Genomic DNA, 20545 nt, shown 5'->3' on the forward strand with positions numbered 1-20545 from the left:
TTCTAGGACGCAGCGGTCCCGTGCCGCTCCGAGTTGCGAGTGTTGAGTCGAGAGAGTATCCGCGGCCTGTCAGCCTATTTCCGGTCGCTTGTCCACGAGTCGGCGCGTGGCGACGCGCTGACCTTGGCGCGGCACCAGACCTTTATTGCCTCGCGGCTCCTGGGCGGCGCCTTGGCGCTTTGCGTCTTCCCCATCTATCTGGTTGTCGGGGGCAAGCCCTCTTTGTTGAGCGCCTTCGCCTTCCTCTGGCTGATGTCGCCGATCGCGATTGCGATCTATCTGTCGCGGACTGGCCGGTTTGCCGTGGCCCATCGGATCTCTGCGGTCAATTTTGCCGGCCTCGTCACCTATTGTGCCTGGTTGACCGGCGGTCTCGCCTCGGCGCTGTTGCCGTGGCTCGTCGCCGTACCGCTCGAGGCGGGTCTCAGCACTGACAGGCGCAGCGTTGCGTGGGCCGTCGGCGCCGCCGGCACGGGACTTGTCGCGCTCGCGATGCTGGGTGCCGGAGGTATCGACCCGACGCCGTTCACCCTGCCGATCCCGCCTGCAGCCTTTGCCTTTATCGGCGCCTTGAGCGCGATGGCCTATGCGGCAGGTCTGGTCGTGACGCTTCAGCTCGTTCACCGGCAATCCGAATACGCCATTGAAGCCAGCGAGGAGCGTTACCGTCTGCTCGCCGAGAACGTGAACGACATGATCACGCTGCATGACCACCGCGGACGTGTGGTGTTCGCGTCGCAAGCCGCGCGGCAGCTTCTCGGGGCCACGGCGCCCGCCGTGCTCGGCGACGGCCTCTTCGAACATGTCCATGTCGGCGACCGCCCGGCCTTTCTCTCGGCGCTCAACCGATGCCGTGTGAACAATGAACCGATATCGGTCGAATTCCGCCTGCGCCGGGGCGGCTCGAGCGACAATGCCTATTACGCCTGGGTCGAGATGCGCTGCCGGCCGATGCCGCAGGCAGACGGCTTCGACCAGTCCGCCGTCGTTGCCGTTACGCGCGACATCTCCCAACATAAGGAATACGAGGCGAATCTCCTGCGCGCGCGCGGCGAGGCGGAAAGCGCCAGCCGTGCGAAGAGCCAGTTCCTCGCCAGTATGAGCCATGAGCTGCGGACGCCGCTCAACGCCATTATCGGTTTCTCCGAGATTTTGGAGCGGGAGCTATTCGGCAAGCTGGGTGAGAAGCGCTATCGCGATTACGCGGGCCTGATCCATGAAAGTGGCGAGCACCTGCTGGGTGTGGTCAACGGCATCCTCGACATGTCGAAGATCGAAGCGGGCAAGTTCTCCATCGTGCGGGAGCCCTTCTGCGTGGGCGACTTGGTGAAGTCGTGCTGCGATGTCCTGCGCCATACCGCCGAGACCAAGGGGCTGACGCTTACGACTCAGGTCGCGGACGGCTTGCCGGAACTTGCGGCGGACAAGCGCGCCTGCAAGCAAATGCTGCTCAACGTGATCTCGAATGCCGTCAAGTTCACCGAGAAAGGCGGTTGGGTCAGAGTTGCCGCCTCCGCCGAGGACGGGAACATGGTGTTTGCCGTGTCCGACAACGGCATCGGTATCGCCGAGAAGGACTTGCCGCGCCTTGGCAATCCATTCGTCCAGGCCGCGAGCTCTTATGACCGCAGCTACGAGGGCGCGGGCCTTGGCCTGTCCGTCGTGCGGGGGCTCGCGCAGCTCCATGGGGGATCGCTGGACCTCGAAAGTACGCTGGGGCAGGGCACGACCGTGCGTATCGTTCTACCCCTCGAAGTCGAGGCAGAACCTCCGGCCAACGAGGAGCACGGGGCTTCTGTGGCGGCTGCCTAGGCGCGGACGGGCGTTTAGTAACTCTTTAGCTTCCAGCGCCAAGATGCGTTAGGGGAGGGGCGTGATGTCCTTCTCGATTCGAGTGGGCGAGACCTCAACAATCGATTTGTGGGAATAATGGGCGTAGTCACAGCGCGGCTTTTGTTTTTGGCCTTTTTGGGCATGACCGCGACGATCATTTACAACGCGCTCTACCTGCAGGAGCACGCGCCGCATGGCATGGCCGATGCGATGTCCGCGGGCTCCGGCACCACCCGTGTGATCGGCGTCGAGCCGCCGAGTGCGCGCGTGAGTGCCGACAGCACAGCCAGCACTTATGAGAAGACGGCGGAGTCCGGTGGGGCCGTGGCACCGGTCGTGACCGACCTGCCGTCGCAGCCACCCGGAGACGGGGAATCGCTGCTGGTCGTGCGGGCTATCCAGCGGGAGCTTTCGTTGCGCGGCTACGACGTGGGAACCGTCGATGGCCAACTGTCGGACAAGACGCGCAAGGCCATCTCCGCGTTTCAGATGCGCGAAGGGCTTGCCATCACTGGTCTTCCGAGCGACGACGTGCTGCGCCAGATTCTTCTCGGCGACACGATCGCCAATTCCGATGCGACCGGCTCGGTACCGCCGGCCGACAGCATTGCCGCGCAATCGGCCGGCGACAGCACGGTCTTGCGCGTGCAGCAGGTGCTTGCCGAACTCGGTTACGCACCGGGGGCCATTGACGGCCAATGGGGCGAAAACACCGCCGATGCCGTCAGTGCGTTTCAGCAGGACCGCAATATGGCCGTCACCGGCTCGATCACGCCGGAACTTCTTGCCGAGCTTCAGCGCGTGACAGGACGCGACTTCACCAGAACGGCGGCTAGTAACCGTTAGCCCGCTCACCGTACCCTCGACCCGATTAAAGAAGGCCGTCTCATGCGTTTGAAGAGCGGGATCTGGGTCAGCGCCTACTTGCGCAGATGCGCCGTTGAGAATGTTCCGGCGGTCGTGGTCAAGCGCGGCCACGAGGAAGCGGGTGCGATCTTCATCGAAGTCGACAGGCTGGACGGTACGCTCAATCTCTACGGGCCGGCGCCGGCTGGACTGTCCGCGACCGATGCCGAGCGCTTCTGGGTGGCGTGTCTCGGAGGCGACGCCGCGGATGCGCCGACCGTCGCCGCATATCTCGACCGGCAGGAGGAGTTCGACCCCGACCTTTGGGTGATCGCGGTCGAGGACAAAGAGGGGCGGCACTTCCTCGGCGACGCGTTGATTGCGGCCTGAGCGGCCCGGGTCCATTAGGGGTTCGTTAACCTTAACGGGGTCCTAATCCAGGAAAGGCGCGTTGCGCGCCCGTTTTGTTTGCGCATCGCGTGAGGCAAGCCGTGGAGACCTTAAGATGGCGACCATATTGGAATTCCGCGTGACGGAGCACGACGGCGCCCGAAAGGAAGTGCCGGCCGAAGGGGCGCTCGGTGAGATCATCATCTTTCCGGGTGTGCGTATCGAGCGCCATGGCGCTCACGAACAGACACTGTCTACCGCCGCTGGAGAACATCCGGCGCAGGCCCGGACAAAGTCACAGGCCTGAAGGCGCCGGTGTGGGTAGGGGCGTCGCCTCTGCGGGGGGTGCCGCCGTGGCCCGCTGCTGTCCGCAATAGGCGGCTTCGAGCGCGCGCTGGGCTTCGAAGCTGCGGCTTGGACCGGCCAGGGGTGCGCGGATCAAGGCAATGCCCTTGCTCGCGGGTGAATTGACCACCAACAGATTCTCGAGGGCTTCGGGAGAGTCGCCCGTCGCGTCCGCGACGGACTGATCCCCGGTCGTGACGACGAGGTCCACGTTGCCCCGCTTCATGTCGGCACCGACCACCGTATAGAAATTCTCGCCAATCGGCGTGTAGAAGGCGATGAGCCACAGCTCGTCAGGAATATTCGCGCGCAGGTGCACGGGGCCGTCGGAAAGATCGAAGAGGCACATGGCATAGCGCACGTCCGGCGCCATGTTGGGCATGACCTGTTGTCCAGGCTTCAGCGGCGGAAGCTGAATGATGGTGTTGGTGGGACCGAGAGCCGCAAGCCGGGCATGGGCGTCGCGCGGCGCGAGCATGGGCAGCGTCAGCACCGCGACCACGTGAATGAGGCCGGCGAGCACGACGGCCAAGGCGATATACAGTCCCGGCAGTCTTACTCGCATCGCACACGCTCGATCGTTGGAAGGCTCTCATCGGGGATCTGCCCGATGCCGTTGGCGTCCGTTTCGCGGGGGCCGTAGACGCGCAGCAGGAGTTTGAGGTCTCTGTACGGATCGGTCCCGCTCGGCAGCCAGTTGCCGGGGCGCGCGCTCTTCGAAAGATAAATTTCGTAGCTCCCGTCCGACCGGCGGATCGCTTCTTCGCTGTTGAAGCTGTAGCGGTTGGACGGGTTGGGGATGATGGACCCTTGCGAGTCGTAAAGCGCAAGCGACCACCAGCGGGCCTCAAAGGACCGCCCGAGATACGGTACTCGCATTGGGGACTTAGGTGGCTGCCACCCGAGTCCGTGCCGGCCATGAAATACCGGGCTGCCGTCGACGTCAGCGGTAGGCGGCCGCTCCGGGCGAGATGGGCACGCGTGTATGGATCCGCGCTAGGATTTCCCTCGCTGAGCCAACTCGTCCACGGTCCCACGCGCGTGGTGGTGAGCATGGAACCACGCTCGATCATGTACCAGGCCGATCCGATGCCTAGGAGTAGCGCGACGGCAAAAGCGCCGATGAAGTAGCCCAGCGCACGCATGGACGTGCCGCCTTCGTCGCGCCAAAGGCTGTTATGCGTCGGCGCTCCGGAAAGCGGCATGTCGGGGAGTGCTGTCACGCGAGCATCGTCTTTCGATCTAGGCGCAACGCGGGCGACTTACTGACGGTCGGTGCTGGCTGTGCGCGCCGCCCGCTCCGCATTACGATTAGAGGCGGCCTGCGGGACGCCCGTACCCTCGGCCGACGCCACGTTCGATTTCGGATTGTTGCCGACGGGCTGGGTCGCCCGGCTCTGGCGATCGGCACTGTTCGGCGACACGGCGGGAGCCTTTTGCAGAAGCGTCGCGATATTGCCGAGAACCTGGCGTGTCGCTTTGGACATGTCCTTGGATGTGTCGACCGGCGGCGGCACCGGCAGGTCGGCGGAGGTGTTCTGCGACATGACCGCGGCAATCCGCTGGCGCTCGGCGATCTGCCGCGGATGCGGCGTGACGCCCGGGGCCGTGGGAATGTTGTCGCCGTCATAGGCGGCGTCCATGAACGTCTTCCAGGTCTGGGCAGGGAAGCTGCCGCCCGTCACGCGGCCCATGGGCGAGAAGTTGTCGTTGCCGTACCAAACGCCGGTGACGTATTTGCCGGTGAAACCCATGAACCACGCATCGCGATAGTTGGAACTCGTTCCGGTCTTGCCGGCTGCATTGGTGTAGTCGAGCCGTGCGCGGCGGCCGGTTCCGGCATCGACGACGGTCTGCAGCATGTTGTTGAGCGTTGCGACCGCCTCAGGCTTGAAGATCTGGGTCGGCTTCGGATCGTCCCGGTCATGATTGTAAAGAAGCTGACCGCCGATCGTGCTGATTTCCTCGATGCCGTAGGGTCGGATGGACAGGCCGCCCGATGCGAAGACACCCCAGGCGCCCACATGCTCAAGCGGCGTCATGCCGTTGTCGCCGAGCGCCATCGAGCAGGTCTTCTTCAAATGCTTGACGCCCATCTTGCTCAGGTCATCCAGCACCGTCTGGCGGTCCACTTCCAGCGAGAGCTTCACGGCCACCGTGTTGATCGACTTCGCGAGCGCCGTCCGCAAGGTCATGGCGCCACGATAACCGCCGGAATAGTTCTTGGGCGACCAGCGACCGCAGCTCACATAGCCGTCGACCACCCTTTCTGTTGGGCGTGTAGCGAGATGCTCGATCGCGCTCAAGTAGACGTAGGGTTTGAACGAGGAGCCCGGCTGCCGATAGGCATGTGCCGCGCGGTTGAATTGGCTGACGCCATAGTCCTTGCCGCCGACCATGGCGCGCACGGCGCCGTTGGTCTCCATGGAGACGAGGGCCGCCGGCGTTGAGTTCCGGGAGCGGCCGAATTTCGAGATCGTGTCTTCGACGGCTGACTCGGCTGTTTTCTGCAGCCCCAGGTCAACCGTCGTACGGGCCACGACGATGCGGTTGGGCCGCCCGCCCATGATGCGCTGGACCTCCTCGAAGGCCCAGTCGAGGAAGTAGTCCGGCGTGTTCGAGTCGCCGCGCTCGACGATGCGTGCCGGGTTCAGCCGGGCGCCGTAGACCTGCCCCTCGCTGAGATAGCCGGCTTCGACCATGTTGCTCAGCACTTCGTTGGCGCGTGCGCGCGAGGCGGCGAGATTGACATGGGGCGCGTAGCGGGTGGGCGCCTTGAACATGCCCGCGAGCATGGCCGACTCCGCCAAGGTGACGTCGCGGATCGACTTGTTGAAGTAGTACTGCGCCGCGGCCTCGACGCCATAGGAGCCGCCGCCGAGATAGGCGCGGTCGAAATAGAGCTTGAGGAGTTCCGGCTTGGTGTAGTGGTTTTCGAGATAGATGGCGATGAACGCCTCTTTGATCTTTCTCGTGATGGCGCGCTCGGGCGACAGAAACATGTTCTTGGCGAGCTGCTGTGTGAGCGAACTACCACCCTGCACGACCGTGTCGGCGCGGGCGTTTTGGATCAGGGCACGTGAGGTGCCCATGATGTCGATGCCGAAATGATCGAAGAAGCGCCGGTCCTCGGTGGCGAGGGTCGCCTTGATCATGTGATCGGGAATTTCCTCGAGCGGCACGGAGTCGTCGCGCAGGAGGCCGCGCTTGCCGATCTCGTTGCCGTAGCGGTCGAGGAAGGTGACGCTGAACTCGTCCGACAGGTTGATCTTGCCCTGGGCGATCTCGAACGAGGGTAGCGCGAAGGCAAGGACCACGAGCAGGCCGGCCACGCTCAGCGTGAGGCCATCGCAAACCAACTCGTTGCAGGCCCGCCAGAATCCCTTGACCTCGAAACGGCCGAAGAAGGACGAGTAGGCGCCCCACCAATCGCGGAAGCCGGTCAGCGCGGAATAAAGGCCCGAATCGATCCACGAATCGATCTTCAGCCAATCAATCAGCTTGCCGCGATTATTGCCCTGGATATCCCGCAACGACTTTGGACCTCTTGAGAGAGTGCGTTCCGCCCGCACAAAAGCTGGCCGCCCCAAGGGAGACGACCCGAATTCTTAAGTATACACCGAATACGGCCATTTATAGAGGTTTGGCGGGGTGTACGGCAGAAAATCCCGCGCGGCGTGCTCTGGGCCCGGCGCCGACGCCTCACGGCTTGCCCAAGCTTATTCGAGCTCCGCGAAGCCCTTTGCCTCCATGCAATCCACGTAGTCGGATTCGGAGACTTTGCCCTTGAACAGAAGAATACGGGTTACCGAGGAAATCCCTTTGCGCTGCGCCTGCTCGAGGCAGACGGCCTTAGCCGCCTCGAACGCCGCTTTCTTGTCTTCGGCCTCGACGGCGGCGGTCGGCAGAAAGGATACGTCGGGGGCCGGACCCTTGCGGCTGCAGGCGCCAAGCGCCAGCGCCAAGACGGCAGTGACCAATAATGCCCCGCAAAGCCTCGTCACGATCCTACATTCCCTCTTCGGCGTTCCGCACGGGACACGCCGCACGCCTAACGCAACCACGAACCTGCCGGCCACGTTGCCCGAACGACCCCGCCGGCGGCAAGTCTCTCAAAGCCCGCAGCCTTAATGCCGGTGCGGCTGGAGAGCCGCCCTTTTGGCGTGAGCCCACAGCAATCTAGTGTCAGGCGAGTCCCCCGAGCGCCACCCTATCCACCAACATTTGCGGCAAAGAAAGGCGTTATCAAGGACATATGCGCGTCCCAATGCCTCAGGCGCGCGCGCCTGCCGGCTTCGCCCATCACAGTTGTGTGAGGCGCGCGGGCGAGACCCGGGCAGTGCCGGGCGCTGGCGCGCGTGAGTGCGGGCGACCTTGAATCTCCCGGAAAGGCCGGAAAGAATGGCGTCACCGACTGCAGGTCTCTTCTATCCGACGCAAGCCTCCTCCATCTGAGGGACAACGAACCATCCAAGACGAGACAGTCCTGCGCAGAAGAGACATCCAAAAGAACAATGGGTCACTGGGAGGGAGTGTGCCGGCCATGCAGAGCTTTGCCGTGAAGACGATTGGGGCGATCGCCGCGATAGGGCTGATGACGCTGGGAAGCCTGGCGTTCGCTCAAGACGATGCGTTCGATCTGTCCGTGCCGAAGCCGGAGGCCGGAGCGGGAGCCGATGAGTTCGCCGACCTCGAATGCGGCACCGAGATGATCAGCGGCAGCGGTCCGGGCTTCACGGCCGACCGCGACGAGGCCGAGACCGTGGCCATCGAGAATTGGATGGAGAAGGCTGCGAAGGTCTTCCCGGACACGGAGTTGGATTTCGATCTCGCCAAAGACTCCAATCTCAGCTGCGCCGTCCAGGGGCTCTATTCGAAGTGCTTCGCCGACGGCATTCCCTGCAAGTCCAAGGCGGAGTAGGGCGCCCGCGCCGCACCCGCATAGCCAGTTCATGCAAGACGGACGCGGCTCGTCCCGCGTAGACCTCATCCGATGGAGGCGGCGCGACCTGGAGATGAGGATGAAGCGAGCTGAGGTTTTATTGGTGGGTGCGGCGTTTGCCGCTGGGGCAATCTTGGCTGCGGGGCCGGTCACGCTAGCCCGCGCGGCAGACGAACCGCCGGCATGCAAGCGGGCCGAGGTGAACCCCGTCACCGGCTATACGTTCTGCGTCGATCCGCTTGGCGCCCCTGTCGCTCCCCCGCCCAAGGCCGCCCCCTGCAAGACCGGTCCGGACGCCCCCGATCCCTCCAAGGATGCCGACTTCACCTGGCGCCCGACCTGCACGGAGGAAGAAAGTTGAGCCTCGAAGACGAAAATATAGGAAAAAAGTCCTTGACAGCGTGACGCTCATGGGCTAGGTTCTCTCTACAACGCGACAGTTGGGCGAGGGGCACGGCCCCTTGAGGGGGACGTTCCCTCCTAGTTCCTGCGTCGCTGATCGCGTTTAGAACGCCGCTTCCAGAAATGGGGCGGCGTTGTTGGTTTCAGGGGTAGGAGTCTTTGCTGCCCTATCGCAGCGGCTGCTTGAGGGCATTCTTGCTTGCCCTACCGGCCATCTCGTTTGCCCTGCCGCTTCGCTGCTTGAGGGCAACGGCCTACTTGAGCGTGGTGCCACACTCTCATCGTCACCCCCGGGCTTGACCCGGGGGTCCATTGGGGCCGCGCGGTAGACGCAGACGTCGGCGGCCGATCGAGAGGCCAAAATGGATGCCCGGACATCCTGACGCGCTACCGGCCTAGCGGCCTGCTTGAGCGCGGGGTCCGGGCATGACGCACTAGGAGGCGCTCGGTCTCCACACCTCAACACAATCGACAAGGTGGCCATGACGCAGCCCGACACCGACGGGCGAGGCTCGACCGTGCGCGCTGATCGGGGAGGGACAAGCGCCCCCACCTTTCGGGGTGATCGCGTCGCCGAGACCATCGACTGGGAGGCGGTGCACCACGACTTTCTTCACAGCGGGATGGCGCTGCGCCGGATCGCCGACAAACACGGCACGACGCCGGCCAATATCGCCAAGCGCCGGAACGAGGGCGGCTGGGTACGGGTGGCGCCGCTCGTGCGTCTGCCCACGCGGCGGCGACCGCTCGGAGACGGCCTGCCGCCGACACCGACCGAGAAGCGGCGCGGGCGGATCGTAAAACGGCTCTACAAATTGCTGGATGCGAAGATGAGCGAGATCGAGACGCGTATGGCCGAGAACGACGGGCGCCCGCAAAGCGCGGCGGAAGCGGAGCGCGAGGCGCGCAATCTCAATTCCCTGGCGCGGCTCTACGCCAAGCTCGTCGAGATGGACGAGGCCAAAGCCGCAAACGAAAAGGCCGCGCGCGGAGGCAGAGAGCAGAAGAAGACACAGGACGGTGCCGATGCGGACAGACTCCGCCGCGACCTTGCGGGCCGCCTTGCGCGCCTCCAGCCCGGAGACGATTGAGCGATTCCTTTCAAGCTTTCGCCGGATGAGCTAACGGCGCTGCATTACGATTTCGAGGTCTGGGCGCGTGACGATCAGTTGCCGCCCGCAGCGTCCGGTGGCGCGTTCGGCGATGTGCCGCCCTGGACCACCTGGCTGATGCTGGGCGGGCGCGGGGCCGGGAAGACGCGGGCAGGCGCCGAATGGGTACGCGCGCAAGCTCGCCGCGCATCCGATGCGCGCATCGCTTTGATCGGCGAAACGCTGTCCGATGCCCGCGCCGTGATGGTCGAAGGCGTGTCCGGCTTGCTGGCGGTGCATCCGCCGGGCGCTCGGCCCGTGTTCGAGCCGTCGAAGCGGCAAGTGCGCTGGGAGAGTGGCGCCGTGGCGCAGCTGTTCTCGGCGGAGGATCCGGAGAGTTTGCGCGGGCCGCAATTCACCGCAGCCTGGTGCGACGAACTCGCCAAGTGGCGGCGGCCGCAAGAGACCTGGGACATGCTGCAGTTCGGTCTGCGTCTGGGGGAGGCGCCCCGGCAGGTGGTGACCACCACGCCGCGGCCGATCCCGTTGATCAAGGCGCTGCTCGTGGACGCGCGCGCGATCGTCACGCGCGTCGCGACTGCCGCCAACGCCGCGAACCTGGCGCCGTCTTTTCTCGAGGCGATTGTCGGGCGCTATCGCGGCACGCGGCTCGGACGCCAGGAACTCGAGGCGGAACTGCTGGAAGACCGGCCGGACGCCTTGTGGCCGCGCGAAATCATCGAGCGGCACCGTGTCGGTACGCCGCCGCCGCTGGTGCGTGTCGTCGTGGCGGTGGATCCGCCAGCAAGTTCAGGCCCGCGCGCCGATGCGTGCGGGATCGTCGTTGCCGGTCTCGGGGAAGATGGACGTGCTTACGTGCTGGCGGACGCGACCGTGCAGGGCGTGCGGCCTCTCGACTGGGCGCGCGCTGTCATCGCCGCCTTCCGCCGCTCGAAGCGGACCGCATCGTCGCCGAGGTGAACCAGGGCGGCGACCTGGTCGAAACCGTGTTGCGGCAGGTGGACGGGTGCGTGCCGGTGCGGAGCGTGCGCGCCATGCGCGGCAAGGTGCTGCGCGCCGAGCCCGTGGCCGCGCTCTATGAGCGTGCGTGCGTGTCTCATGTAGGCGCGCTGCCCGCGCTCGAAGACGAGATGTGCGATTTCGGTCTCGATGGCCTCTCCGGCGGGGGAAGCCCCGACCGGGTCGACGCGCTGGTCTGGGCCCTGACGGATTTGTGTTTGCGTGGGCAAGCGGAGCCGAGAGTCCGCACTCTTTAGTCTGCGCTATCGGCCGTCTTGTTTGCCCTACCGGCCTTCGGCCTACTTGAGGGCGGTGGCCTGCTTGAGCGCATGGTGATTTGCACTACCGCGCTGCGCGTTGCCCGAGGATGGCGCCATACTCTCATCGTCACCCCCGGGCTTGTCCCGGGGGTCCATTGGGGCGGCGCGGCGCATTGCAGACTCACCAATGGATTGCCGGAACAAGTCCGGCAATGACGAAGGTGGGGACGGCGTCGTGCGCGGTTCATGTGACTCTTCTGCGACTCGTGAAAGGTGATTCATGACAACGGGTTTACGGTCTCAGTTGAGGCGATTGTTCGGCCTCGAAGCCAAGGCGAGCCAGACGGCGAAGCTGATCGCCTGGGCCACGGGCGGGCATGCCGTCTGGACCCCGCGCGACTATGCGAGCCTGGCGCGCGAAGGTTTCACCAAGAACCCGATCGTCTATCGCTCCGTGCGCATGATCGCGGAGGCCGCGGCCTCCGTGCCGCTCTATCTGTTCGACGGTGCGAAGGAGATCGACGAGCATCCGCTGCTCGCGCTTCTGCAGCGGCCGAACCCGATGGAGTGCGGGCCGGATCTGCTCGAATCGTTCTTCGGCCATCTGATCGTGGCGGGGAACGCGTATCTGGAGGCCGTGGCGGTGGATGGCACCGTGCGCGAGCTCCACGCGCTGCGCCCGGACCGCATGAAGGTGGTGCCGGGGCCGGACGGCTGGCCGGAGGCGTATGAATACGCCGTCTCGGGGCAGACCATGCGTTTCGATCAGGACGGTTCGCGCGTGCGGCCGATCCTGCATATGGCGCTGTTCCATCCGCTCAACGACCATTACGGCATGAGCCCTCTGGAACCTGCCGCCGTGGGGCTCGACCTGCACAATGCGGCCGGCGTCTGGAACAAGGCGCTGCTCGACAATTCCGCCTGTCCCTCGGGCGCGCTGGTCTACACAGCGAAGGACGGCCAGCTTTCGCCGGAACAATACGAGCGGCTGAAGACCGAACTCGAGGACGGTTTCGCCGGCGCGGCCAATGCCGGCCGGCCGCTGCTGCTGGAAGGCGGGCTCGACTGGAAGGCCATGGGGCTCAGTCCCCGCGACATGGACTTCATCTCGGCGAAGCACGTGGCCGCGCGGGAAGTGGCCCTGGCGCTGGGCGTGCCGCCCATGCTGCTCGGCATTCCTGGCGATAATACCTATGCGAACTATGCGGAGGCCAACCGGTCCTTCTGGCGGCAGACGGTGCTGCCGCTCGTGGCCCGGACCGCGAAGGCCCTGTCGGCCTGGCTCACGCCCGGCTTTGACCTCGGGAACGGACCGGACGCGCCGGCGCTGGAGCTGAAGCCCGATCTCGACGCGGTGGAGGCGCTCTCCACGGAACGCGAGGCCCTGTGGGCACGCGTGCAGGCGTCGGACTTCCTAACCCTCAACGAGAAGCGTGCGGCCGTCGGCTATGGCGCCATCGAAGGTGGCGATACGTTGTCCGGCGCGCCGCCGCCCTAAGCTGGGCGGCCGCCGTGCCCCATGCTAGCCTTCCGCCGGGACCTGAAGAGAATCGGCAAGGAGAGGGGCTATGGCAATTCGTCTGACACCACCGACCAAGAACGTCTTCTATCTATCCATCGTCTGCGTGGTCGTCGCGCTTGTGCTGTATCTGCTTGGCGTGCTCGGCGTGATCGACGGTGGCTTTGCGTCCATTTCGCACTTCGCCTTTTGGGCGGCCATGCTCGGTTGGGGCATGCTGACCGCAGGCGTGGCGATGAAGGGCGTCTGACGCCAGCACACGTGTCCCCCTTGGATTTTCCCTTTTCGGGCTAACCCTTTGGGCGGCCGCGCCCAACGGGAAAGACCACAACGATGCTGCAACGCTTTGGCGAGCTCGCGCCGGAGCGCGAGGTCAAGTTCGCGCCCGTCAATCTGCAGGCCGTCGAAGCCGACGGCACGTTCTCCGGCTATGCGAGCGTGTTCGGCCAGGTGGATCTCGGCCAGGACCTCGTCATGCCGGGCGCGTTCCGCGAGAGCCTCGCACGCGCGGCGCCCGTGGGGTGAAGCTGCTGTTTCAGCACGACCCCAACGAGCCCATCGGCGTGTGGCTGGAGCTTGCCGAGGATGCGCGCGGTCTGTTCGCCAAGGGGCGCTTGATGCCCGAGGTGACGCGCGCCCGTGAGGTGCTGTCTTTGATGCGGGCCGGCGCGCTCGACGGACTGTCGATCGGCTTCCGCACCGTGCAGGGCCGCACGGACCCGGCGTCGGGCGTGCGCCGGCTCGACAAGATCGATCTTTGGGAAATTTCCGTGGTGACGTTTCCCATGCTGCGACGCGCGCGTGAGCGCCGTGAAACGCCAAGCGGTCTCGCTGCCGCGTGATGGGCGTCAGCGCTTGCGGGCCCCGGACAATCTGCCGGCCTTCGCCCGGGCCTTACGTCGCGGCGCGCACGTGATGCGCGAAGCTTAGTCCGACGACAGATGATAAGCACGATAGTATGGGATGCAACGCGGCTACGTCACAGAGCTGAACTCGAAGCAGCTCGGCGAGGAGGCGAGGATCGATTCACGCGAGAACCTTGTGAGTATCCCGACCTTCAAGCATCATCTCGTTACCAGTTGGTACATGCGAAAGAATGACAAGTTCGACGGGATGTCACCTCGGGACTACCTAAAGGATAAGGAGTGGGAAGTGCGCAACAACGTTGGCCTTCGCGCGCTAGTCAGGTTTGGAGTCCTCATGCCATGACGCGCATCTCCGTCCCCAAGATGACCGAGGAGCAATTGATCGAGCGGTTTGTTTTCATCGCAACCGAGCAAGATCAGGCAATGCTGTACGACGACAACCGGCGCTACAACCAGCTCTACGACAAAATGAAGGATGTCGAACAGGAGCTAAAGCAACGTCCAGGCGACCAGCGAAGGGTGTTGCTGTCGCTCCTTGAACACGAAAACCTGCAGGTCAAACTCAGAGCGGCGCTTGCGACACTCGCGGTCGCGCCGGAAGCTTCAAGGGCGGTTCTTCAATGGCTGAGCGACCGAAATCGGTATCCTCAAGCTGCGGATGCACGTGAGATGCTTGATGCGCTGGATGATGGGTCCTATGTGCCGACGTGATGGTGGATAACGCCGAGGAGAGGGGCGGACAGCCAATGTTCGATTTCAAAGACAAGGTCGTTTTGATCACCGGCGCGGCGCAAGGCTTCGGGCGCGTGGTGGCGGAGGCCTTCGCCGAGCGCGGCGCGAAGCTCGCCTTGTGCGACATCAACGATTCCGGCGGCGAGGAGACGCTGGCCTCGGTCAAGACGATCGGCGCGGACGGCTTCTACAGTCACGCCGACATTTCGAGCGAAGCCGACGTGGCGCGCTTCGTGGCGGAGACCGTGACCAGCTTCGGCCGGCTCGACGTCGCCATCAACAACGCCTCGAAGGAAATCTCCGGTCCGACGCTCGATCTGCCGTCGGAGGATTTCGGCACGGTGATCGACACCAATCTGAAGGGCACCTATTACTGCCTGAAGCACGAGGCCGCGCAGATGCGCAAGAACGGCGGCGGGGCCATCGTCAACCAGGCCTCGGTCACCAGCAGCATGACGGGTGTGCCGGACAACGGCCTCTATGCCGCGACCAAGGGCGGCATCATCGGGCTGACCAAATCCGCCGCGCTGCAGGTGGCGGCCGAGAACATCTCGATCACGCGATCGCGACCTGCGCCTTCGACATACCGAACGACATGTTCCTGCGCTGGATCGACGATCACAAAGTCAGCCGCAAGGATGCCGAAGGGCTGGCTGCCCATCAAGCGGCTGGGCAAGCCCGAGGAGATCGCCGCGGCGACGCTCTATCTCGCCTCGGACGAGGCGCGCTTCGCGGTCGGCTCGGTGCTGACCGTCGACGGTGGCTGGACCGCGCAGTAGGGGCGGCGACTGTCGGGTTCCGGAACGCCGCTCCTAAAGGACTGGCACGCCCGAACCCATTTTGGCTTTGTCTTCCGGTTCGACGTGGATCGTGATGACCGCGTGGTTCATCTCTTCCTTCAGCGCGGCTTCGATGCGGTCGCAGATGTCGTGAGACTCCTCGACGCTCATCGATCCGGGAACGACAAGGTGGAAGTCGATGAACACGGTAGGGCCCGCAGTGCGCGTGCGCAGATCGTGTGCTTCGATCGCGCCTTCGGCTTCACGCGAGATTACGAGGCGAATGTCGGACAGGATCTCGTTCGAGACAGCCTCGTCCATCAAGCCGCCGACGGACTCGCGCATGAGCGACCAGCCCCACCACAGGATGTTGAGGGCGACGAGGGCCGCGACAATCGAATCGAGCGGGGTCCAGCCGGTCAGGACGACGAGAATGACGCCGGCGACGACGCCGACCGACGTGATCACGTCGGAGAGCAGGTGCTTGGCATCGGCCACGAGCGCGGGCGAGCGGTGCCGGCGGCCGTAGCGCATGAGCACGAAGCACCAGGCGGCATTGATGAGGCTGGCGAAGACGTTCAGGGCAAGGCCCGGCAGCGGCGCCGAAAATGGATGCGGGTCCATCAGGCCGAAATAGGCTTTTCGGAGGATGGCGAGCGCGGCGACGACGATCAGGACGCCCTCGACGACGGCGGACAGGTACTCGACCTTTTGGTGGCCGTAAGGATGGTTCGCATCCGGCGGCACGGCGCTGAGGCGCACGGCCAGAAACGCGGCGATCGCCGTGGCGACATTGATCACACTCTCGAGCGCGTCGGAGTAAAGCGCGATGCTGCCAGTCACAAGGTAGGCAGCCCATTTCAACCCGAGGACGAGAAGCCCAACGGCGATGCTCGCGAGAGCGAGCTTGGCTACGAATTTCATCTTGGGCATGTCGGCTGAATCGGGTTTGCGGCGGCGCTGGCGCCTTCGCTAACGCACGGGGCTGGCCGGGTCAAACCCGCTCCCGCGCAAGCCGCCAACGGTTCGCATCTAGAGGAGACGAGCGATGAGGGACGAACCGCACGCGGCCATGGCGCCGGGCATTTCACACCGTCAATTGCTCGAAACGGTCAGCGGCAGGCTGCGCGACTGCTGACAGGAGCCGGACAAGTTCTGATAGTGGATGTTCTTCAAGCCGGCTTCGATGAAGCCCGGGTTGGTCCCCTCGGGGCGGTATTTGTAGAGCTCGATTGCGATCTGCTCGATGTGCTTACCGGCTGCCGTGTTGTCGATGACGGTGATCTCCGATTCCAGCCGCGCGGGCTCCACGCCGGTGTCCAGGCGCCAGGCCGGAAAGGGCGGCTTCTTGGTCGTGCGGCCCGTGCCGCTGATCTCGGTGAGAGACGTTTGTTCGAACCGCGGTTCGTTTCCGTCCCGGCTCATGTCGAACAGGAAGGCCACGCGCGGGGCGCCCGTATAGCCGATGAAAACACATTGGAGCTGCGGTGGCGCTGCCGGCGCCGCCACATGTTCCGGGGTCGGCGGCGTCGGGCTGTCTTGGGTCGCCCAGTATCCGGTCGCAAGAAGAGCGGTGACGGCGCCGGCAATTGCCAGGCCGACGATCGGCGTTCTTCGGGAAGCCATTCGGGATGCACTCTCTTTCCGCGCCTGGTTCGCTCGCGCGTGTGGAGCTTGGCATGGCGGCGAACGCCTGTGCATGGCCATGTTCCGTGGGACTTTTGGTAGGCATTTTGTTTGCCCTACCGCCTAGCGGCTGCTTGAGGGCTGGATTGTTTGCCCTACCGCCTAGCGGCTGCTTGAGGGCTGGATTGTTTGCGCTACCGCGCTTCGCGCGACGCGAGCGGCTGGCGGCCCATCAAGCTCCCCAATTGCGACTAGTCCGCTTGGGGGCGATGAACAACACAATTAAATAGCGAGGCGGAGAGGCCGGTATGTCTGTATCGCTTGCGGGCCTTGCGGCTTCGCGCGCGCTTCACCGCGCCTATTGGTTCTACCGCGCCTATCGCGTGGAGAAGGCGCTGCTGGACCTGCGCGACGCGGTCGAGCGGAAATACAACCCCGATCAGCCGCGCGTGCCGGCCGGCGACCCGCGCGGGGGCCAATGGACGGCTGGGGGCGGTGGCGGACGATCAAGCGATCAGCAACGCATTCGTGTTGCGCAGAACGACGATCCGAACACGCTTACCGATGTCCCGCCACGGCCTCGAAACCTGCCGCGTTCGATTCAATCGCTTTCAGATATTCCGAAGGAGAAGCCGAGTTCGATTCAATTTGTCAATGCAGCTGGCAAGTTCATAGCCTGCGAGTTTGCCGACTACATCATGAAACAGTCGGTGGAGTCCGCTGCGAAAAAGGTCACGTTGCGGAGTATGCTTCGGAAGCTCTTCTATGCCGCAGAACTTGCGCCATGGATTGAGCAAGACTTGTGGCCGGTCATCGAGAGCTACAACGATCCACCGAAGTCCCTCAAGGAACTGCAGGATGCAGCGGCCTTGGGCAGGAGGCCAGGCTACGAGATTCACCACATCGTAGAGCAGAATTCGAAACAGCTTGGGGAAGACGCGAAGGTCAATTCGCCTGATAACCTTGTGAGCATCCCGACCTTCAAGCATCATCTGATTTCGGGGCGTTTCTCGCGAAAGAGGAAAGAGTACGGAGGCGTGTCTCTAAGGAGTTATCTCAAAGACAAGACCTGGGAAGAGCGGTATCGGATTGGGTTGGAGATAATGGTCGAACAGGGAGTCCTAAGGCCGTGAAGCGCGCAAGACTTGAGGACATGACGCCGGAAGAGCTCGTTGAGCTATTCGTGGCAATCGCGATCGAGCAAGATCAGGCGATGCTCTACGACGATAACGGGCGCTACAACCGCCTCTACGACAAGATGGAGGCTGTTGAAGCTGAGCTGAAGTCGCGTGCGGGTGATCAGCGCATACTGTTGCAACCACTCTATGAGCATGAAAATCTACAAGTTCGCCTGAAGTCTGCGCTAGCGACACTGGCCGTCGCGCCAAAGGCTTCGAGAGCGGTACTTCAATGGCTGAGCGACCGGAACCGACAACCTCAGGCAGGAGATGCGCGTGGGATGTTGCGTGCATTGGAAGAGGGCCGTTACGTCCCAGCGTAGGTTGGGAGTACTCAAGCCATGAAACGCATGCCCGTTTCCGACATGACTGACGAGCAATTGGTTGAGCGCTACCTGGCCCTCTGCGAGGCGCAGGAAGTCGTCCTCTTTGCCGATCACAACGTCTCTATCCACAGTGTATTCAGTGCAGTCGACGGCAGGGCAACTGGCTAAGCAATCACTAGTGAGGACAGCAGATGCGCACTGTTAGGGTCGCACCGCCGAATTCAATGCTTCTTATTTCCGACCCGAACCGCGGTGTCGGACCGGGGTTCATCGAGAATGAGTTGATCCTGTCGACGCCCTCTCGCATTACATGTGGGTGCATGATGTCCGACGACGGCGACACAGAAGTAACGCTTGGTCCCGCGGCCGAGGTCGATCCAGGGGCGCTTCCAATTTTTGATGCCAAACTTGAGACGCCGAGCCATCGGGTGGATGTGTGAACCGTAGAAAATCGAACAATTCTAAGTGCAATAGTCCCGGGCGCTGAAACGCGAGTGCGGATATGGGTCAATCATCCAACAGAACCCGATGTCGTAATTATCGGCCTAGGCTGAGCTGAGTTCCGCGACAGCCGCACAGAGTAGGTTGCCGCGGCCACGCTCTATCGCGCCTCCGACGAGTAGCGCTTCGCGCCACTTAAGCGCGATTGAATTTTCCACCAGCCCCTGACGGCTTTGTCCGTGGTGCGTTTATCGCGCCGCGGCGTTGCCGCATGGGGCGTACTTCCGCCCCCGACCAAACAATGGGGCGTGCTTCCGCCCCTAACAGACAATGGGGCGCATTCCCGCCCCTAGAACAGAGGACTGACGATGGACGAACAGCACGACACGACTGCGCTTGATGACCTCGAGACGAAGGCCCGCTACGGCAAGATGGATGGCGTCGACCCCGGCGTGCCGGCCACGAGCGTGGTGACCACGACGCCGGGCGGCACCGGCGACGACGTAGCGCTCGCCTTCGAGCAATTTCTGCGAAACTTCGAGATCTTCAAACAGGAGAACGACGACAAGATCCGCGCGCTTCAGCAGGGCATGCCCGTCGACGTCGTCACCACGGACAAGATCGACCGCATCAACCAGGCGCTGGACGAGCAGAAGGCGCTCGTGGACCGGCTGACCTTGAAGGGCGCGCGGCCGCGCCTGTCTTCCTCGCCGCTCTATGCGTCCGGCGCGGCCTGCAGCACAAGGCCGCCTTCGACGGCTATATGCGCCGGGGCGAGACGTCCGGGCTTTTGTCGCTGGAGCAGAAAGGCACTGGCGATCAGCACCAATGACGGCGCGGATGGCGGCTATCTGGTGCCGCCGGAAGTCGAGGCGGCGGTGCTTCGCGGCGTGAAGGAGATATCGCCCATTCGCGCCATCGCCGGCAACCGCACGGTGAGCGCGTCGGTCTACAAGAAGCCGTTCTCCGTCACGGGCCCCGCGACCGGCTGGGTAGCCGAGACCACGACGCGGGACGAGACCAACTCGCCGACGCTGGCCGAGCTGACCTTCCCGACCATGGAGATCTACGCCATGCCGTCGGCGACCCAGAGCCTGCTCGACGACTCTGCAGTCAACATCGACGAATGGCTGGCCGAGGAAATCCAGGTGGCATTCGCGCAACAGGAAGGCGCGGCCTTCGTTTCCGGCGACGGCAACAACAAGCCCCGCGGTTTCCTCGACTACAGCAAAGTCGAGAACGGCTCCTGGGCCTGGGACAAGATCGGCTACGTGGCCACGGGCAACGACGGCGCGTTCGACGCCTCGCACCCGAGCGACGATCTGATCGATTTCATCTACACGCTGAAGTCCGAGTATCGCGCCAATGCCCATTGGGTCATGAACCGCGCCACGCAGGCGACGATCCGCAAGTTCAAGGACGCGGACGGCAACTATCTCTGGCAGCCGCCGGAGCGCGCGGACCTGTCGCCCACGCTGATGAATTACCCGATCGCCGAGAGCGAAGACATGCCCGACATCGACACGGACAGCTTCGCGGTCGCCTTCGGCGATTTTGGCCGCGGCTATCTCGTGGTCGACCGGGCCGGCATTCGCGTGCTGCGCGATCCCTTCTCGGCCAAGCCCTACGTGCTGTTCTACACGACCAAGCGCGTGGGCGGCGGCGTGCAGGACTTCGACGCGATCAAGCTTCTGAAGTTCGGAACGTCGTAAGGATCCGCCAGCGATCGGTGTGGCCTCCCACATCTTGTGTAGGAGGCCGCGCCATGGGCGCTTCGCGCGAGGCCGCACCGTGAACAGAGCAGCGACGAATCAGGGGTTCGTAAATCTTCGCACGCTGTTCCCTACGACATGTTGTGGTTTCGAGGCGCCGCGTTAACCAACGCGGCGCGGCGCCCCTCGTTTCATCGCTGATCCCAGTTGTGCCGCCGGCCCGCGCGCTGCTCGCGC

At 64.0% G+C, this 20545-nt stretch carries 21 protein-coding genes and 2 pseudogenes; 17 read left to right on the top strand and 6 right to left on the bottom strand.

What is annotated here, in order from left to right:
• The first annotated feature begins 39 nt into the window (after nucleotides 1–39).
• From AUC70_RS02315 to AUC70_RS02330, 4 genes are all read left to right on the top strand, one after another.
• Nucleotides 40–1812 (top strand): PAS domain-containing sensor histidine kinase, encoded by a 1773-nt coding sequence (locus AUC70_RS02315; protein WP_083241178.1) that lies wholly within the window; start codon nucleotides 40–42, stop codon nucleotides 1810–1812.
• A gap of 162 nt (nucleotides 1813–1974) precedes the next feature.
• A complete protein-coding gene (locus AUC70_RS02320) occupies nucleotides 1975–2679 on the top strand; it encodes a peptidoglycan-binding domain-containing protein (protein WP_158007330.1) in 705 nt (234 codons plus the stop codon).
• 42 nt (nucleotides 2680–2721) lie between these two features.
• Nucleotides 2722–3069 (top strand): DUF1491 family protein, encoded by a 348-nt coding sequence (locus AUC70_RS02325; protein WP_069443405.1) that lies wholly within the window; start codon nucleotides 2722–2724, stop codon nucleotides 3067–3069.
• Nucleotides 3070–3184: 115 nt separating this feature from the next.
• Nucleotides 3185–3376, top strand: a complete 192-nt coding sequence (locus AUC70_RS02330) for a hypothetical protein (RefSeq protein WP_069443406.1) — start codon at nucleotides 3185–3187, stop codon at nucleotides 3374–3376.
• Here AUC70_RS02330 and AUC70_RS02335 read toward each other — a convergent pair.
• The 4 genes from AUC70_RS02335 to AUC70_RS02350 form a co-directional block, all read right to left on the bottom strand.
• A complete protein-coding gene (locus AUC70_RS02335; RefSeq protein WP_083241180.1) occupies nucleotides 3365–3979 on the bottom strand; it encodes a DUF1254 domain-containing protein in 615 nt (204 codons plus the stop codon). The genes AUC70_RS02330 and AUC70_RS02335 overlap by 12 nt on opposite strands.
• The gene (locus AUC70_RS02340) at nucleotides 3970–4293 is read right to left on the bottom strand and encodes a DUF1214 domain-containing protein (protein WP_069443408.1); all 324 of its coding nucleotides are present in this window, start codon (nucleotides 4291–4293) and stop codon (nucleotides 3970–3972) included. Before AUC70_RS02340 ends, AUC70_RS02335 begins: the two co-directional genes overlap by 10 nt.
• A 383-nt stretch (nucleotides 4294–4676) precedes the next feature.
• Nucleotides 4677–6947 carry a transglycosylase domain-containing protein gene (locus AUC70_RS02345; protein WP_069443409.1) on the bottom strand — a complete coding sequence of 757 codons (2271 nt, stop codon included), beginning with the start codon at nucleotides 6945–6947 and terminating at the stop codon, nucleotides 4677–4679.
• Between the two features lie 186 nt (nucleotides 6948–7133).
• Nucleotides 7134–7418: a hypothetical protein gene (locus tag AUC70_RS02350; protein WP_141701905.1), complete on the bottom strand. Its 285-nt coding sequence runs from the start codon at nucleotides 7416–7418 to the stop codon at nucleotides 7134–7136.
• A gap of 539 nt (nucleotides 7419–7957) precedes the next feature.
• Between AUC70_RS02350 and AUC70_RS02355 the strand changes: the two genes are divergently transcribed.
• From AUC70_RS02355 to AUC70_RS02400, 9 genes and pseudogenes are all read left to right on the top strand, one after another.
• Nucleotides 7958–8335, top strand: coding sequence for a hypothetical protein (locus AUC70_RS02355; RefSeq protein WP_069443411.1), 378 nt, complete (start codon nucleotides 7958–7960; stop codon nucleotides 8333–8335).
• 100 nt (nucleotides 8336–8435) lie between these two features.
• Nucleotides 8436–8717, top strand: coding sequence for a hypothetical protein (locus AUC70_RS02360; RefSeq protein WP_141701906.1), 282 nt, complete (start codon nucleotides 8436–8438; stop codon nucleotides 8715–8717).
• Nucleotides 8718–9240: 523 nt separating this feature from the next.
• Nucleotides 9241–9849 carry a hypothetical protein gene (locus tag AUC70_RS02365; protein WP_069443413.1) on the top strand — a complete coding sequence of 203 codons (609 nt, stop codon included), beginning with the start codon at nucleotides 9241–9243 and terminating at the stop codon, nucleotides 9847–9849.
• A 3-nt stretch (nucleotides 9850–9852) separates the two neighbouring features.
• Nucleotides 9853–11126: pseudogene (locus AUC70_RS02370) on the top strand (DNA-packaging protein).
• A gap of 283 nt (nucleotides 11127–11409) precedes the next feature.
• Nucleotides 11410–12627, top strand: coding sequence for a phage portal protein (locus tag AUC70_RS02375; RefSeq protein ID WP_069443414.1), 1218 nt, complete (start codon nucleotides 11410–11412; stop codon nucleotides 12625–12627).
• 70 nt (nucleotides 12628–12697) lie between these two features.
• On the top strand, nucleotides 12698–12898 hold the full coding sequence (locus AUC70_RS02380) for a hypothetical protein (RefSeq protein WP_069443415.1): 201 nt from the start codon (nucleotides 12698–12700) through the stop codon (nucleotides 12896–12898).
• 83 nt (nucleotides 12899–12981) lie between these two features.
• Nucleotides 12982–13451: pseudogene (locus AUC70_RS02385) on the top strand (HK97 family phage prohead protease); the annotation flags it as partial.
• A 402-nt stretch (nucleotides 13452–13853) separates the two neighbouring features.
• Nucleotides 13854–14225 carry a DUF2019 domain-containing protein gene (locus AUC70_RS02395; protein WP_069443417.1) on the top strand — a complete coding sequence of 124 codons (372 nt, stop codon included), beginning with the start codon at nucleotides 13854–13856 and terminating at the stop codon, nucleotides 14223–14225.
• A 35-nt stretch (nucleotides 14226–14260) separates the two neighbouring features.
• Entirely contained in the window at nucleotides 14261–15025 is a 765-nt protein-coding gene (locus tag AUC70_RS02400; RefSeq protein WP_069443435.1) for an SDR family NAD(P)-dependent oxidoreductase, read from the top strand.
• 33 nt (nucleotides 15026–15058) lie between these two features.
• Here the strand turns inward: AUC70_RS02400 and AUC70_RS02405 are convergent, their stop codons facing one another.
• Nucleotides 15059–15949 carry a cation diffusion facilitator family transporter gene (locus AUC70_RS02405; protein WP_069443436.1) on the bottom strand — a complete coding sequence of 297 codons (891 nt, stop codon included), beginning with the start codon at nucleotides 15947–15949 and terminating at the stop codon, nucleotides 15059–15061.
• 171 nt (nucleotides 15950–16120) lie between these two features.
• Entirely contained in the window at nucleotides 16121–16651 is a 531-nt protein-coding gene (locus AUC70_RS02410) for a hypothetical protein (protein WP_069443418.1), read from the bottom strand.
• A gap of 308 nt (nucleotides 16652–16959) precedes the next feature.
• Between AUC70_RS02410 and AUC70_RS02415 the strand changes: the two genes are divergently transcribed.
• The 4 genes from AUC70_RS02415 (at nucleotide 16960) to AUC70_RS02425 (ending at nucleotide 20308) form a co-directional block, all read left to right on the top strand.
• The gene (locus AUC70_RS02415) at nucleotides 16960–17784 is read left to right on the top strand and encodes a hypothetical protein (protein ID WP_069443419.1); all 825 of its coding nucleotides are present in this window, start codon (nucleotides 16960–16962) and stop codon (nucleotides 17782–17784) included.
• A 20-nt stretch (nucleotides 17785–17804) separates the two neighbouring features.
• On the top strand, nucleotides 17805–18152 hold the full coding sequence (locus AUC70_RS02420) for a DUF2019 domain-containing protein (RefSeq protein WP_069443437.1): 348 nt from the start codon (nucleotides 17805–17807) through the stop codon (nucleotides 18150–18152).
• Between the two features lie 18 nt (nucleotides 18153–18170).
• A complete protein-coding gene (locus AUC70_RS16975) occupies nucleotides 18171–18323 on the top strand; it encodes a hypothetical protein (protein ID WP_158007331.1) in 153 nt (50 codons plus the stop codon).
• A 641-nt stretch (nucleotides 18324–18964) separates the two neighbouring features.
• Nucleotides 18965–20308 (top strand): phage major capsid protein, encoded by a 1344-nt coding sequence (locus tag AUC70_RS02425; protein WP_244505463.1) that lies wholly within the window; start codon nucleotides 18965–18967, stop codon nucleotides 20306–20308.
• Nucleotides 20309–20545 lie beyond the last annotated feature (237 nt).

This window comes from Methyloceanibacter stevinii (genome assembly GCF_001723355.1).
GTDB classification, from domain to species: domain Bacteria; phylum Pseudomonadota; class Alphaproteobacteria; order Rhizobiales; family Methyloligellaceae; genus Methyloceanibacter; species Methyloceanibacter stevinii.